This window comes from Ferroplasma acidiphilum (assembly GCF_002078355.1).
GTDB classification, from domain to species: Archaea; Thermoplasmatota; Thermoplasmata; order Thermoplasmatales; family Thermoplasmataceae; genus Ferroplasma; species Ferroplasma acidiphilum.
On record NZ_CP015363.1, the window covers coordinates 1060047 to 1074464 of the forward strand.

13 protein-coding genes are annotated in these 14418 nt (G+C 36.1%); 3 read left to right on the forward strand and 10 right to left on the reverse strand.

Features of this window, described 5'->3' with window-relative positions:
- Window positions 1-41: 41 nt before the first annotated feature.
- From fad_RS05190 to fad_RS05200, 4 genes are all read right to left on the reverse strand, one after another.
- Window positions 42-503 carry a hypothetical protein gene (locus tag fad_RS05190; protein ID WP_009886146.1) on the reverse strand — a complete coding sequence of 154 codons (462 nt, stop codon included), beginning with the start codon at window positions 501-503 and terminating at the stop codon, window positions 42-44.
- A 186-nt stretch (window positions 504-689) separates the two neighbouring features.
- Window positions 690-2681, reverse strand: coding sequence for a M13 family metallopeptidase (locus fad_RS05195; protein WP_196795579.1), 1992 nt, complete (start codon window positions 2679-2681; stop codon window positions 690-692).
- A 69-nt stretch (window positions 2682-2750) separates the two neighbouring features.
- Entirely contained in the window at window positions 2751-2879 is a 129-nt protein-coding gene (locus fad_RS09540) for a hypothetical protein (protein WP_257788212.1), read from the reverse strand.
- Between the two features lie 159 nt (window positions 2880-3038).
- Window positions 3039-3716 carry a hypothetical protein gene (locus fad_RS05200; RefSeq protein ID WP_081142417.1) on the reverse strand — a complete coding sequence of 226 codons (678 nt, stop codon included), beginning with the start codon at window positions 3714-3716 and terminating at the stop codon, window positions 3039-3041.
- 387 nt (window positions 3717-4103) lie between these two features.
- On the opposite strand from fad_RS05200, the gene fad_RS05205 reads away from it, so the two are divergent.
- Window positions 4104-4775 carry a TenA family transcriptional regulator gene (locus fad_RS05205; protein ID WP_081142419.1) on the forward strand — a complete coding sequence of 224 codons (672 nt, stop codon included), beginning with the start codon at window positions 4104-4106 and terminating at the stop codon, window positions 4773-4775.
- Between the two features lie 111 nt (window positions 4776-4886).
- On the opposite strand, the gene fad_RS05210 is transcribed toward fad_RS05205, so the two are convergent.
- From fad_RS05210 to hppD, 4 genes are all read right to left on the reverse strand, one after another.
- Window positions 4887-5279, reverse strand: coding sequence for a hypothetical protein (locus fad_RS05210; RefSeq protein ID WP_081142421.1), 393 nt, complete (start codon window positions 5277-5279; stop codon window positions 4887-4889).
- Window positions 5280-5540: 261 nt separating this feature from the next.
- Window positions 5541-6689, reverse strand: coding sequence for a homogentisate 1,2-dioxygenase (locus tag fad_RS05215; protein ID WP_081142423.1), 1149 nt, complete (start codon window positions 6687-6689; stop codon window positions 5541-5543).
- The gene (locus fad_RS05220) at window positions 6690-7577 is read right to left on the reverse strand and encodes a fumarylacetoacetate hydrolase family protein (protein WP_081142425.1); all 888 of its coding nucleotides are present in this window, start codon (window positions 7575-7577) and stop codon (window positions 6690-6692) included.
- A complete protein-coding gene (gene hppD / locus fad_RS05225) occupies window positions 7574-8653 on the reverse strand; it encodes a 4-hydroxyphenylpyruvate dioxygenase (protein ID WP_081142426.1) in 1080 nt (359 codons plus the stop codon). The genes fad_RS05220 and hppD overlap by 4 nt, the downstream gene beginning before the upstream one ends.
- 118 nt (window positions 8654-8771) lie before the next feature.
- Between hppD and fad_RS05230 the strand changes: the two genes are divergently transcribed.
- A complete protein-coding gene (locus fad_RS05230) occupies window positions 8772-10712 on the forward strand; it encodes an acetoacetate--CoA ligase (protein WP_081142428.1) in 1941 nt (646 codons plus the stop codon).
- Window positions 10713-10756: 44 nt separating this feature from the next.
- Window positions 10757-11686, forward strand: a complete 930-nt coding sequence (locus tag fad_RS05235) for a cyclase family protein (protein WP_081142430.1) — start codon at window positions 10757-10759, stop codon at window positions 11684-11686.
- A 2-nt stretch (window positions 11687-11688) separates the two neighbouring features.
- Here the strand turns inward: fad_RS05235 and fad_RS05240 are convergent, their stop codons facing one another.
- Together fad_RS05240 and fad_RS05245 are read right to left on the reverse strand one after the other, a co-directional pair.
- The gene (locus fad_RS05240) at window positions 11689-12603 is read right to left on the reverse strand and encodes a glycosyltransferase family 2 protein (protein ID WP_081142431.1); all 915 of its coding nucleotides are present in this window, start codon (window positions 12601-12603) and stop codon (window positions 11689-11691) included.
- 116 nt (window positions 12604-12719) lie between these two features.
- Entirely contained in the window at window positions 12720-14291 is a 1572-nt protein-coding gene (locus tag fad_RS05245) for an oligosaccharide flippase family protein (RefSeq protein WP_236940553.1), read from the reverse strand.
- Window positions 14292-14418 lie beyond the last annotated feature (127 nt).

Sequence of the window (14418 nt, forward strand, 5' to 3'; positions counted from 1 at the left end):
ACAACAGGGCATTAAGAGAACGATGATAGTTTATCCGTAATTTAATTTTCTATTTGAAAATCACAATCTTTCTCCAGTACAGTCTCATATTGTTTATCAGATATTATAATTATATCGACCTCATTTATTGTTAGATTAAATACAAGTGTTGAACTCTTAACATTGTTGAATTGCCTGTTAATTAATTCATCCGCAGCTACAGCATTTTTTGCCTTTCTTTCAAGTTTAACATCCTCATATTTCATAAATTCGAAAAAAACATCAGCCGAGTTATTTGTATGAATATGCTGAACAAATTTTATCTGCACATCTGGCTTGAAATCAAAGTCAATGTATAATTTATAGCCATAATAATTAATATTAATATCTTCATATGATTTGTATAATGAAAACTGGTATAGCTTTTTTATTATCTCTGAATAATCCAGAAGTTTTTCCTTAATTGAAGATAAATAGTTTGAGTTTTTCATTTTTATTTTTACATTTTCTAAAAGTTGATCCATAGTAATCTAATATTGCAATATTCAATATCATTTTTTTCTAATACGTATTGAAATAAAATAAACTATTACAGTCCCGGTTATTTGCCATCCTGCATATAATATAAAGTTACAGGTTAATTTTACAGAAATTTCCTGCAAAGTATGAAATTTAATGTTTCCAGTAAATAATCTGCTTGCAGGGTAAATTTACCAGATAATTATTTCGCGGTATTTGAGATTATTATTTGACAAGCCAGTGAAAGTGTGCTGGAAGTTTGGATTTACATAAGCAGGTATTTCAGCCCTGATTTTTTCCGGGGAATGGACATCGTTAAGAATCTGCCATTTTAGTGCCTCATCCTTTACAGTAGTTCTCCAGCTCTGTGCCCAACCCATGAAAAATCTTTGCTCCGGTGTATATCCGTCTATTACTTTCCTTAATTCCGGGTTTTTCTTTAACCTGCGTTCAAGTGCCTCAAATGCTATGCTCACCCCGCCGATATCCGCTATATTTTCCCCAAGTGTTAATGGACCATTTACATGGATACCGGGCAAGGCTTCAATGGAATTATACAGATCAACAACACTCTGTGCCTTTTCAGTAAAGGCCTTATCATCTTCCGGTGTCCACCAGTCATTCAGATTTCCGTTCAAATCATATTTTCTTCCCTCGTCATCGAAACCATGGGATATTTCATGTGCTATTGTAGCGCCGGTAGCCCCATAGTTTACAGCATCATCCATTTCAGGGTCAAAAAACGGGGGCTGGAGAATTCCGGCAGGAAAAACAATTTCATTGTCTGTAGGAGAAAAATATGCATTTACAGTTGGTGGAGTCATTTCCCAGAGTTCCTTATCCACAGGCTTCCCTATTCTTTTAGTCTCTCTTTCCAGCTCGAATTTATTGCAATTTATAATATTTTCGAAGAGTCTATCCTGACTTATTTTTATAGATGAATAATCTATGTATTTAGATGGATATCCAACCTTAGCCCTGAATTTGCTAAATTTTTCCAGTGCCTTTTCCTTAGTTTCCCTGCCCATCCATGATAAATTATTGATTCTTTCAATAAAAACCTCCTTCAGGTCTTCAATCATTTCATCCATCCTTCTCTTTGAATCCTCTCCAAATTGCTGTTCCACGTAAATTTTGCCCAGTGCCTCGCCCATAAAACTATCGATAATTGAAACCGCCTTTTTCCATCTTTTAGCAGGCAGTTGCTGCCCCAGCAATTTTCTCTGGAAGAAATCAAAATGCTCCATTTCAACATCCCTGAACAGGAACGGGGCTGCAGAGTTAAGTACATTCCATTTCATGTAAATTTTCCAGTCATCCAGTGTATATTGTTGAATAACTGGATTCAGTTCATGGAAGAATTCCGGCTGGCCTATTATAATGTAATCTAAACCGGTTAAACCTATTTTTGAAAAGTATTCTCTATGGTGCAATCCGGGGAATTCCTTCTCTATATCATTAAACTGGAACCGGTTATAATTTTTATCCGGGTCCCTGAGTTCAACAGGAGACCTGCTTTTTAATGCAAGGCTTGTTTCAATTTTTAATACTGTATTTCCCATATTCTCTGATGTTTTATCGTCAAATCCGTATAGAATGAACATATTTTTTATATGATTTATGTATTGCGCCCTTATTTCCTTAAATGAGTCATCAAAATAGTAATCACGATTTGGCAATGATAAGCCATCCTGATTTAGATAACATGCGTAAACAGAACTGTTCTTCTCATCGGGCATGGAGTCAAATGAGAACAATCCTGAAATGCCCATAGTATTGAATTCTCCTAATGTTTCAATAATATTGTTTTTGCTATCTATCCTATCAATTATTTCCATAAATCTGCTTACTGGCTTAAAACCATTCTTTTCAATTTCATCCACATCCATAATAGATATGTAGAAATCACCCAGGGCCCTTTCCGCATGGTTCTGGCTATTTTGTGCACATGATTCTAAAATTTTCCCAAGTATAAAGTTATTCCATTCCATAAGTTCAGTGGATGCGTCATACACGTATTTGTCTTCAGGAACAGGGTGGGATCTTGCCCACTTCCCATATGAATACATTGAAAAATCATCCATAGGGTCATATGATTTATCCAGATAATCTATGGAAAAAACGGGTTTTTCAGGTTTCTCTTTCTCAGATATAACTGGTATTCTGTCTAATCTGCTAGCCATAATACCTGATAATTGTATTTCTATTAATCTTTTCATGAGATTTTCTATTCTATGGATAAAAAGAAGATGTCATTCATCTGCAGCTCTCAATTTTTCTGCTCTTGACGACGCAAGATAGATTAAAAATGGTGAGACAATATTTGCAATAGGAATAATATACAATATTGCACCTAACTCTCCAATTTCCTGGTGTACCATTTCGAAAATCTGTATAAACCGATGAGAATGTATATAGAGACAATTAAAGCCAGCACTGAAATAATTAAAAAATTAATAGGAATATAAGCAAAAGTACCAGAAAAACGTGTGTTAATGTGCCAGATGAAGAAATGGCGGGATTTATGGTATTTCAATAATTTATTGTTTTTTCGGGGCAATATTATTATTTGCTTTAAAGAGGTTTTTCAGGACCTTGAAATCCACAAAACCTATCCATAGAAGCAATATACCGAAAAATTCTGCGTAGTATAGAAAAGCCGGGAATTCAACAATATATAACGTACCTGCAACGCTAACTATTATAACTCCTACAACAATGCTTAATAATTTAGGATTCTTTGTTTTAATATAACTGGTTAAAGAGATGTAGATAAGCAGAATAGCTGCCGGGAATGTTACAGTTATAGACGATATGGATATCAATATAGGTAGGACTCCGTATACAACACCATGGGTTACTATATCTCCCACGTGGGAAATAACTGCAGAAACTATAACAAAAACAGTTGATATTATCATGTAAATGCCATAATAAATTGTAATATTATGCTTTTTAAGAAGCAGGACTGACCCGAGGGCAAGGAGTTCCACAAGTACTGCTACCAGAATTAGATATGATTTCATCAACAGAGGTGTCTCATAATTTGTTGAGAACACAACTTCAAGCGCTACTGAGATTGAAAATACCCAGAGTCCGGAGGTCCATGCCAGTAAATTTAATTGCTTTTTCCTTATATAATTGGAGGAAATCAAAATTGACAGCCCTAAGCTTAAAATCAAAATAATTATAGTTGATATTACTGCTAAAATATACATTTAAACTTCACCTTTAACACTTTATTTTTATTTACCACATCCTATTGTTTCCCTATAAGATGTAGTTTTACTTATAATGGTAAACATTTATTTAAATATGTTTAAATTCAAGTTTACAGGAATAATATTTCTAAATTTTAGCGTTTCAAACTGTTTTTATGTCATAGACTGTTATGTAGAATTGAAAGTGTCAAGAATCTCTTAAATTAAAATTTCTATTATAGTAAAGTTAGAAACAGCATAAGTTACTGCCGCTTTTAAATATGTAAAAATATATTGATAAAAAATAAAAAAACACTATTGGATGAGATACATAATAATGTATAATTTCTATTGTTTATATGTCTGTTTCAAAAAGATTAAATATAATTGCGTATATTTATGTATATGCAACAATCGGATTTTTATGGAGAAATAAAAAGAGTTGTAAAGAGCCACTCAGCAACTGATAATGATTTCATCAATAGATTTTCCAGAGGCGATATTAGCGATGAGGAATTTAAAAGATTTTCTATTGAGTTTTACCATTTTACCAGGGAATGGCCAGAAATACTGGCAAAATTGCTGGTAAGCACAGAGAATGAAAACGACGCATATGAATTAACAGGCATTCTAGTCTCCGAATTGGGAAGTGGCGATTCTGGGAAAAGGCACGAATTGCTTTACAGAAGATACCTGAGGTCTATTGGCTTTAAACCAGAAGAACTTGTAAAAAGAGAACAGCTTTCTACAACAAAGGGATGGCTTGACGGGATGAGAGAATATTTTTCCTCTGACCACGCAAAGGCATTAGGTGCAGAATTTGCACTTGAAAATATGGCAATACCAATGTGGGATAAACTTCTGCCTGGGCTAAAGATCATGAAAGAAAGGAAATATAAAGACATGGATATGCTTTATTTCACATTCCACAGGGAACTGGAATCAACCCATGAAGATGCTATGGAAAATGTAATAGGAGTACACAGCAATGACCAGAAAGAACAATTTATCTCCAGTGCAAAGGGAATGCTTGATCTTGAAGAGAAATTCTGGCTTGGCCTTGCCGATAGAAAATAATTCTACATACACAAAGTTTTTATAAATTTCAATTTTCACTATTGAAGAATAAAAGCATATTTTTTGTTTGCTTAGAATTTGTTAATTAATTTTATTAAAATTATAAAATTATTATTTCTGGTTTGCCCCTTTTGATTTTAAGGCCCCTGTTGAAAAGTATATCGCGCCTGATATTATTATCATTATAACATCAAGTATGATACTATCTATTGCGGACGCTGTCCATGGGAGCCTTTCATTAAATACCGGAGCTATACTTATTCTTGACTCTAATAGTAATATAGTATCAAGTATATAGAATATAAAAACAGGCAAGTAGAATTCTTTTTTATCACTTACGTATATCATTGCGGATACTATAGCAATTGCAATAACAAATCCGAAGAATGCTTTTACTATATATGGCAAAGTTAGCCCCAATAAAGTCATATGTATTCCAGCCCATATAGCTGAGCCCAATATTCCCAGCCATCTTAAAATATCAATTGCCTTATTTGTTGCCATGATTTGATTATGGAAAACAATTTATAAATATTTTTCTGACAATTATCAGAATTTTGTGTTGAAGATAAATAATTCATGAAATACCTATTTCATAGCATTGCAAATTGTTCTGCAATAAAAAGAAATAAATGAGAATAAATTGTGTGTGAACTGTATGAAAATTATCAGTTGTCTTTATTCCAGATCGTATGGTTATGCTGTGTATTAGATGGCACAAAAATGTAATTTTTTATATAATAAAAAAAATTAAGTTTAAAATATTCAATCTTTTCCTGCTTTCCATGAATACATATAATTTTTATCCTTTACAGATTCAGCTTTTTCCGTTGGCATCAGCCATTTATATGACTCAACCATAATTGCAACTTCGTCCGTTTTTGTGGCGCCCAGGCTATTTTCCACAACCCCAGGCTGTGGCCCATGGATTATCCCGTGCACATGCATGGTTATTGATTTCTCTCCTATGCCCTTTCTGCTCATAAAGTTCCCGGAGGAATAGAATATGAGTTCATCGGAATCAATATTATTGTGGTAATATGGTATGGGTATTGCCCTTTCATGGAAGTCAAATAATCTCGGGAGGAAAGCCCCTATCATAAAATGGTCTGCTTCGAACACTGTGTGGACAGGCGGTGGCATGTGCAATTTACCTACAATAGGTGCAAATTTGTCTATATTTATTGTGAATGGGTACAGATAACCATCATAGCCCTCTAAATCCAGTACAGGGTAAGTTCTGGTAATGTTAAGATAGTAACTGCCGTAGTCAACCATTATATGGTATTCGCCAGGAGATTCAGTGCTTTCATGAAATTCCGGGATTTCAATATCCCTTGTGTAATATGGCATGCCCTCTTTTATCTGCCCGTATTTATTCATGTAATGTGCAGGTATATCCATATGGTCTGATGAAATTGTGAAAAAGAAGAAAGACCGCTCATCCATAACTGCGCGGTATGTTGTTCCCCTTGGAATATAAATGAAATCCCCTTTCCTGAATTTCAGCGTGCCAAATGGCGATTCGATGGAACCTTTGCCGGATTGTACATAAAAAACCTCATCGCAGAGGGCATTCCTGAAATAGGTATCAGGGCTTGTATCTGTATCTATTATTCCTGTGCTTGTGGAATCATTGTAGAAAAGAGTCTGCCTGCCTGTGTAGAAGTTATTGAGCTTTCCAAGCATTCCGGTCTTTATATGCCTGTGTTCTACAAGATCTACACTGGATAATTTTTCCCTGTATTCCACAGAGGTTTTTTCAATTTCTGCCGGGTCATATTTGTGGTATAGCAATGAATATTTTCCATCAAATGCCTTCAATCCAAATAGCTCTTCCTTAAAAATATGTGACCTGTCATCGTATGTATGGCGCTGTTCAGGCACCTTCCCTTTTTTTACATAATAAACCATTTACACCACCCTGTTAACTAAATTGCCTAATTGTGGAGATTCAAGACTCACCTCATCCCCGGGCTTAAGCCAGCCATACTTCTCCGAACCAAGTTCAAGAATGCAGCCTGTGCCAAATGTACCGCTACCTATTACATCACCGGGCAACAGAGGTACTGATTCAGATGCCCGTTCCAGCAGTTCTGAAAAGCTGAAATAAATATTCTTTAAATTATTGTGAGAGTATAATTTTCCATTAACATAGCCCTTAAGATCTATATTGATTTTTCCGCCTTCTGATTCACTGAGTATTTCATCCTTTGTCACAAGGAATGGCCCGAATGACGTAGCATAATCCTTTCCCTTGGCAGGGCCGAGCATTACTTTCATCTCTTCCTTCTGGATATCCCTCAGGCTCCAGTCATTCATTGTTATGAATCCAAATATGGCATCCATGCAGTTTTCATGGCAGTCAATCGTCCTGTTGCCTATGACAGCAGCAACTTCCATTTCATAGTCAAAGGCCTTGCTTTTTTCAGGATATTTAATTTTATATCCCGATGGGTAAACATTGGGTGTGCATGAAAAGTAGAAAACTGGAAAATCGTACCATTCTTTAATCATATCCAGGCCCTTGTTCTTTCTTGCATTTTTTACATGGTCTTCAAAGGCATAGAAATCACGCACAGACCTCATTCCCGGTATGGGTACGCCATATTTTACTGTGTCCGGTTTTATGGCATACTTATCATCCAGCTTTAAATTTATAATTTTATCGTAGAGATTATAGAATTCCCTCACCAGTTCATCTTCCTGCATATTCAGCATTGGAGCCATTTCATAATATTTTCCTTCCTGGTATATACAGTACCGGTAAGATCCGGAATATTCAATAAGGCAGATCTTCATAGATTGCCTCTCATAGCCTGGTCTCTTTCAATAGATTCGAAGAGAGCCTTAAAGTTCCCTGCACCGAATGATTTTGCCCCTTTCCTTTCGATGACTTCGAAGAATACTGTGGGCCTGTCTGTCAGTGGTTTTGTAAATATCTGTAGCAGGTATCCATCATCATCACGGTCTACAAGTATATTCAGTTTTTTAAGTTCTTCAATATCCTCATCCACATTGCCTACCCTTTCGGTTAACGTATCATAGTAGGACTCAGGTGTCGGAAGGAATTGTATTCCATTTTCTTTCATCTTTGATACAGTTTCTATTATATTATCCGTTTTTAGTGCTATATGCTGCACGCCCTGTGAATTATAATAATCCAGGTATTCCTGTATCTGTGATTTTTTTAATCCCTGTGCGGGTTCATTTATTGGAAATACTATATTGTCGTTATATTTGACAACCTTGGACCTGAGGGCAGAATAGTCAGTCCTTATCATTTTGTCATCAAATGTTACAAGCTGGCTAAAGTTCATATTTTTGATATAATAATTAACCCACTGGTCCATTTCCCCTTCGTAGACGTTCCCAACAACATGGTCAACTTTGTATATTCCGGTGTCAGAAGCATGTGTATCTTCTTCCCTATACCCGGGGAGAAAGCCCTTATAATCCCCCTTTTCTATCATAGTATGTATTGTATCGCCATATGTTTGCATTACAGCCTTTCTGATTTTTCCATTATCGTCTTTCTCCTCTTTAATTGATGAAACTTTAATGTTTCTAGATTCCAGGTGTTTTTTTGTAAATTCTATATCATCAACTTCCAGTGATATATCCCTGACTCCATCGCCGTGAAGGCTTATTGAATCGTTTATTTCAGAATGCTTTTCCATTGAACTGGAGAACACAAGATTTATGTCGCCTTTGCTCAATACATATGAGGATTTGGCACGGTTGCCTGTTTCAAGCCCTGAGTAAGCCTTAAGGTCAAGCCCCAGACCCCTTTCCATAAAATATGACCAGGTCTTGGCACTGGAAACATAGAACTCTATATGATTTATTTTTTTAAAAAGTTCGTCGTTACTATACATAGAAGCTTATTTACATTATACAATATATATTTTACGGTAATTATATATGCATGAGAGTATCATGCACGAACATATATGCTTAAAGCAATTTATTTATATAAAGATATGTTGAAGCATTATGGATACAGGGGCAAAAAAACTCTGGGAACCAGTGAATGAATATAAAGAAAAATCAACAATGAATCAATTTTTAAATTATGTGAATACAAATAATCATACTAATATCAATAGTTATAAGGAGCTGTGGGAATGGTCTGTAAAAAATCCTGAAATCTTCTGGGGAGCACTTGCAGATTTCTCCGGACTGAATTTGGGGGAATACAGTTCTATATTATCTGGAAACAATGTAAATGCCAGATGGTTTGAAGGTGCAATGGTTAATTACGCCGATCGTGTGTACAGAATGCGTGATATGGAAAAAGCTGCGATTATTTCATATAATGAAGAAGGAAAAGAGCAGGTTATAACTTACCATGGCCTGTGGCAAAAAGTTTCTTCTCTCGCTGCATATTTTCAAAACAACGGGATAGCTGCTGGTGACACTGTCTGCGCATATATCGGGAATATACCTGAGGCTGTGATAGCTTTCCTTGCAACAGCGTCCATAGGGGCAATATGGTCGTCATGCTCTCCCGATTTCGGCATTAAAGGCGTTATAGAGCGATTCTCGCAGATTTCCCCTAAGGTGCTGGTAGTTTCCCCGGAATACTCATACAACGGCAAATTATATGACAGAACTGAAAATGCAATTAAAATTTTGAAATCACTTCCTGAAGTACGGATTGCAATAACTACCGGAAATAAAGAAATACATAATTTCACAAAGATGATTTCAATTCCAGACAGCAATGGTGATTTTATGCCGGTAAAGGTTGAATTTTCACATCCACTATGGATACTTTATTCCTCTGGTACAACAGGAAAACCAAAAGCAATTGTGCACGGACATGGTGGAATACTCCTGGAACATTTGAAGGTAATAATGCTGCATATGAATATTAGGGAAAATAGTGTATTCACATGGGCTACCACAACAGGGTGGATGATGTGGAATGTCCTTGTTAGCGGACTGCTGGCCGGTTCAACTATATTTCTCTACGATGGGAGCCTGTCATATCCTGATACAGGCATACTATGGAAACTATCCGAAAAATACGGTATCACACATTTAGGTGTCAGTGCTGCTTATATTGGAGCATTGATGGATTCCGGGATAAAAATTAAGGATCAGTATCAGCTGGATAAACTCGAGTTTATAGGGTCAACAGGCAGCCCATTATCCCCTGCTGCTTTTGAATTCGTATATAAACACATTAAAGGCAATGTATGGCTTTCCTCTTTAAGCGGTGGAACAGACCTCTGTTCTGCTATCTGCCTTGGTTCGCCTACACTGCCTGTGTATAGTGGCATGCTCCAGTGCAGAGGGCTCGGAGCACATGTAGAGGCACTTGATCCGGATGGGAAGCCAGTAGTCAATGAAAAGGGCGAGCTTGCAATAATGGATCCGATGCCAGACATGCCGGTATTTTTCTGGAACGACCCGGATAAAACACGTTACTATGAGAGTTATTATGACTATTATCCCGGCATATGGAGGCACGGCGATTATATTTCCATAGATGATGAGGGCAGGGTAATAATTTATGGCAGATCCGATGCAATATTGAACCGCAACGGTATAAGGATCGGAACAGGCGAGATATATTCATCCCTCAATGGGATCGAAATGGTGGACGATTCCATTGTTATAGGTTATACGGATTCCAGGAAAATATACAGAATAGCACTTTTTGTTGTTCTGAAAGGAAATACAGAACTTGATGATAATCTGGTTAGGGCCATTAAAAGCAAAATCAGGGATGACCTTTCACCCAGGCATGTTCCTGATTATATTTTCCAAGCCCCGTCTGTGCCTTATACTTTAAATGGGAAGAAAATGGAGGTTCCGGTAAGAAGAATTCTTGAAGGCGAATTGCCAGAACATATCTTGAACAGGGATTCCGTTAAAAATCCAGATTCCCTGGATTATTATGTTGCAATAGGGAAAACTATTTTCTGATTTCCATGGCGTTATAATTTTATAGATATTGCATATGCACAGGTATGGCAAAAATCAATATTGAAAATGGAAATAAACCATATAACACTGAGAGCGACCTATCTTCTGTTTTTGGCCAGGATGACCAGCGGGGAAACCTGAACCTGATTGATAATATAAAGGTAATGAAATCACTTAAAATACCTGAGACTGGAAAAGTATATCGCATGTCACATACTATTTACAACGGAATGGCAGACAGGCCTACACATGGCCCATATTTCTTTGATATTATGTTGAGGCCCTATGATAATGGCTTTACGGAAAAATATGCCAATAAATATGGCCCTTCACTTGGCAGGCTTGAAATGTGTGACCATACCGGGACACATTTTGATGCACTGTCCCATATGGCTTATGATGGGAAGTTTTTCAACAACATCCCGGTAAATGATGTAATTACAAATACAGGCTATAAAAAGCTTGGAGTAGAAAATGCAGGGCCAATTATAACTGGTGGAATAATGGTTGATGCAGCCGCAGCCAGTGGTACTGATATTCTAGAGGGGGGTTACCCGATTACTGTGCAGGAAGTTAAAAAATTCCTGAAAGATAACAGCATAACCCCGGAACCGGGGGATGCAATGTTTTTCCATACCGGGGCTTCTTCAAAGTTTTCAAATCCAGGCAAATACGACAAATTTTATGATTCTTCTGCTGGAATAGGGTACGAACTTGCCAGGTATTTAAACGAACTAAAAATTTCAGTAACAGGGAGTGATACTCCTTCATCGGAAGTTGTTCCACCCGAGGATAGGAATACAAGATTGCCGGTACACCAGTATTTAATTGCCAAAGCTGGAATACATATAATAGACAACCTTAGCCTCCACAGAATGGCAAAGGACAGGGCTTACCGCTTCCTATTTGTATGCTCGCCCATACCTTTCATGGGAGCCACTGCATCACCTGTTTCCCCTGTTGCAATAGTATAATTTTATTTTACTTCCTGTTTCATTTTTTCATTTTTGTATAATTTGCCCGCACTATATTTTCTCATAAAGAGCGATGCAATGGCAACCTTAATTTCATATGACCGGGATTCCAGTGCTGGTGTATATAACAAAACCAGGTAATCTTTTAATCTGGCTACATTGCCACCAAAAATATTCAGCCTAATCCTTGTAAAGCTGATTTTATGCTTAATAATTCCACGGGTTTCTCTGGAGTGAAAAAGTGGAAGCATCTGAATATATGAATTGAGTATAATATTCAGGGAATTGTAGGAAAATTCCATGAAAGAATTGAAATCTGTGAAAGAATGTGTTACACTTTGATCTGTAACCCGGTAATACGTAAGTTCCCTGCTGTCAAGTTCCAGTTCCATCCCGGATTCCTTCGCATATAAATAAATCAATGTGTCAATGCTTTTTGATACCTTCCCAAATGCATCACCGTTAATGGTTTCCCTCCGGATAGATATTGAAGACATATTAAAATCGGGATTTCTGTTATAATAAGCCAGTGGTTTCCCATCTCTGTCTATCGCTGTAAAATTATTGTGCAAATAGCATAGATTTTTGTTCTCATTAAACTTTTTAAATACATATTCAAGTTTTTCCCGGTAAAACATATCATCATCATCCAGAAAGCACAGAATATTTCCCCTGGCAATACCCATAGCCTCTATTATTTTTCCGGAGAGTGTTTTATTTTCGCTATAAACATTAATAACATTGTGCTCTTCCGCGAAAGCATCAATATTTGTATCCTTGAAGTTTTTAACAATAATTATTTCGTACAATTGCCGGGATAGTGATTGCTCTGTAGATGACTTTAAAGCGTCCAGAACGTATTGCCTTCTATTATATGCAGTAATTATGACAGATATATAATTATTTGATTTCTCCATAAGGTCACCGGACTAACTATTTTACTGCACATATTTGTTAACATTTATACGGTTATTATGTGCATTGTTTCTTATATATTTCCATTACAGTATTATTTTTAAATCTTACCATGCAATTATTTTATAAATCTGAAAAGCCTGTCATAATTTCCTTTCTGTTCATTGTAAGCCATACGCTTTGCCATATATCTTAATGTGCTAAAGCGCTCCGGTATTACAGATATTATATACCCCATTTCCTCCTGGCTTATCAGGTGGAACACTTTGATTTCCACAAGATAGATCAAAAGTCCGGCCAGTATGTATATGAAAATATTTATCATTGTATATGGGAATAAGCCCTGTATCGTAAATATTATGCCGAACATAATTATAGCTGAAATCCATATTTTTATTACTCTGGAAATATCATAATTATTTACAGAAAACTTCCTGGCGTAATAATAAACTATGCTAAAATTAACTGCATTCATTGATGAATAGGCAATTGCTGCACCTATAATATTAAATCTTGGTATGAGTATAACTGATAGAATAATATTGGATGCCAGTGCAAAACCGGAAGAATAAAGAAATATTCTAGTTTTTCTTATACTGGAGATTCCGGATGCAAGAACTGTTGTGCCGATAAAAATAGATGTAATGAACATTATTATGATGAGCGGAATATAAGCTATTGTATAATCCGAACCTGCAAACTCATAGAGTATTATTCTAGAAAGTGCGGCTATGCCAAGTGCTGCAGGTATGTAAATAAGTGAGACAATGTTCAGGAGAATTCTGATACTTTTTCTGAAGCCTTCCTTATTGTCCAGTGAGAAGAAGGATGAAAGCTTTGGAATTAATAGGTTTGAAACTGGTACCACAAGGAATGTGGCAGCAGATGCTATGATCAGGGCAAAATTATAAATTCCCAGATATGAAAGGTTAATAAAATAAGAAACAACTATCCTGTCAATATATGTTGCGCTTGTTCCCATTATTGATGAAAAAAATAATGGAATAGAATAGTAAACAAGATTGCGATAAGGTTCTTTAACCGCTTTTGTCTGCAACCCGCTAAGCCTGTTATACACCTTATAAACAAAAATCATGAAAAGCAGGGCACTTATAATATTAATTGTTGCCAGCCCGGCTATCAGGTATACGGATTTTCCAGTAATAAAAAGCATTGAAAGCGGGAAGAAATAGGTAAAAATATTTATGAAAATGTAAATCAGTGAATATTTTTTATACTGATTTAATCCAAGCAGCATAGAACCGGATACATTGATCATGACAGAACCAGCTATTGCTATTCCAATAAGCTTTATTGATAGCACATAGGCGCTGCTGTGGAAAAATAATATTGCAATTTCACCTGCAGAGAAATACATAAAGCTAAAAGCCGCAAGTGCTAATATTATTGAAAATGAAATAGTTTGTTTCATTAACTTCATTACAGCGCCATGGTTTTCCCGTACAAGGTGGTAGGAAAGATAATGTTGCACACCATTTGAAAGCCCGAACACAAACACAACAGCCATTATGTTCATTATAGCGTATAGCAGGGATATTGAACCTACTACTGAAACAGGAAGGAGATGTGCTATGAAAAAATAAAACAGGCTGGAAGAAATAAACATAGAGGCAACTGCCGAATACTGAAATGTGACGCCAGAGCTAAAAGATTCAGTTATATTACCCAATAAATAGGTATATAAATTCTAAATAAAAACTTATGCATAAAGATATGATCACTGACTGTCCTGTAATAGGCCTCATCCTTAATTTAAATACGGTTAAAACCGTTTATTTTAGGTATTTATTTTATTA

Excerpts from the sequence above, each read along its gene's own strand:
- fad_RS05190 (WP_009886146.1), bottom strand. The coding sequence starts at position 503 with ATGGATCAACTTTTAGAAAATGTAAAAATAAAAATGAAAAACTCAAAC.
- fad_RS05195 (WP_196795579.1), bottom strand. The coding sequence starts at position 2,681 with ATGGCTAGCAGATTAGACAGAATACCAGTTATATCTGAGAAAGAGAAA.
- fad_RS09540 (WP_257788212.1), bottom strand. The coding sequence starts at position 2,879 with ATGGTACACCAGGAAATTGGAGAGTTAGGTGCAATATTGTATATTATT.
- fad_RS05200 (WP_081142417.1), bottom strand. The coding sequence starts at position 3,716 with ATGTATATTTTAGCAGTAATATCAACTATAATTATTTTGATTTTAAGC.
- fad_RS05205 (WP_081142419.1), top strand. The coding sequence starts at position 4,104 with ATGCAACAATCGGATTTTTATGGAGAAATAAAAAGAGTTGTAAAGAGC.
- fad_RS05210 (WP_081142421.1), bottom strand. The coding sequence starts at position 5,279 with ATGGCAACAAATAAGGCAATTGATATTTTAAGATGGCTGGGAATATTG.
- fad_RS05215 (WP_081142423.1), bottom strand. The coding sequence starts at position 6,689 with ATGGTTTATTATGTAAAAAAAGGGAAGGTGCCTGAACAGCGCCATACA.
- fad_RS05220 (WP_081142425.1), bottom strand. The coding sequence starts at position 7,577 with ATGAAGATCTGCCTTATTGAATATTCCGGATCTTACCGGTACTGTATA.
- hppD (WP_081142426.1), bottom strand. The coding sequence starts at position 8,653 with ATGTATAGTAACGACGAACTTTTTAAAAAAATAAATCATATAGAGTTC.
- fad_RS05230 (WP_081142428.1), top strand. The coding sequence starts at position 8,772 with ATGGATACAGGGGCAAAAAAACTCTGGGAACCAGTGAATGAATATAAA.
- fad_RS05235 (WP_081142430.1), top strand. The coding sequence starts at position 10,757 with ATGGCAAAAATCAATATTGAAAATGGAAATAAACCATATAACACTGAG.
- fad_RS05240 (WP_081142431.1), bottom strand. The coding sequence starts at position 12,603 with ATGGAGAAATCAAATAATTATATATCTGTCATAATTACTGCATATAAT.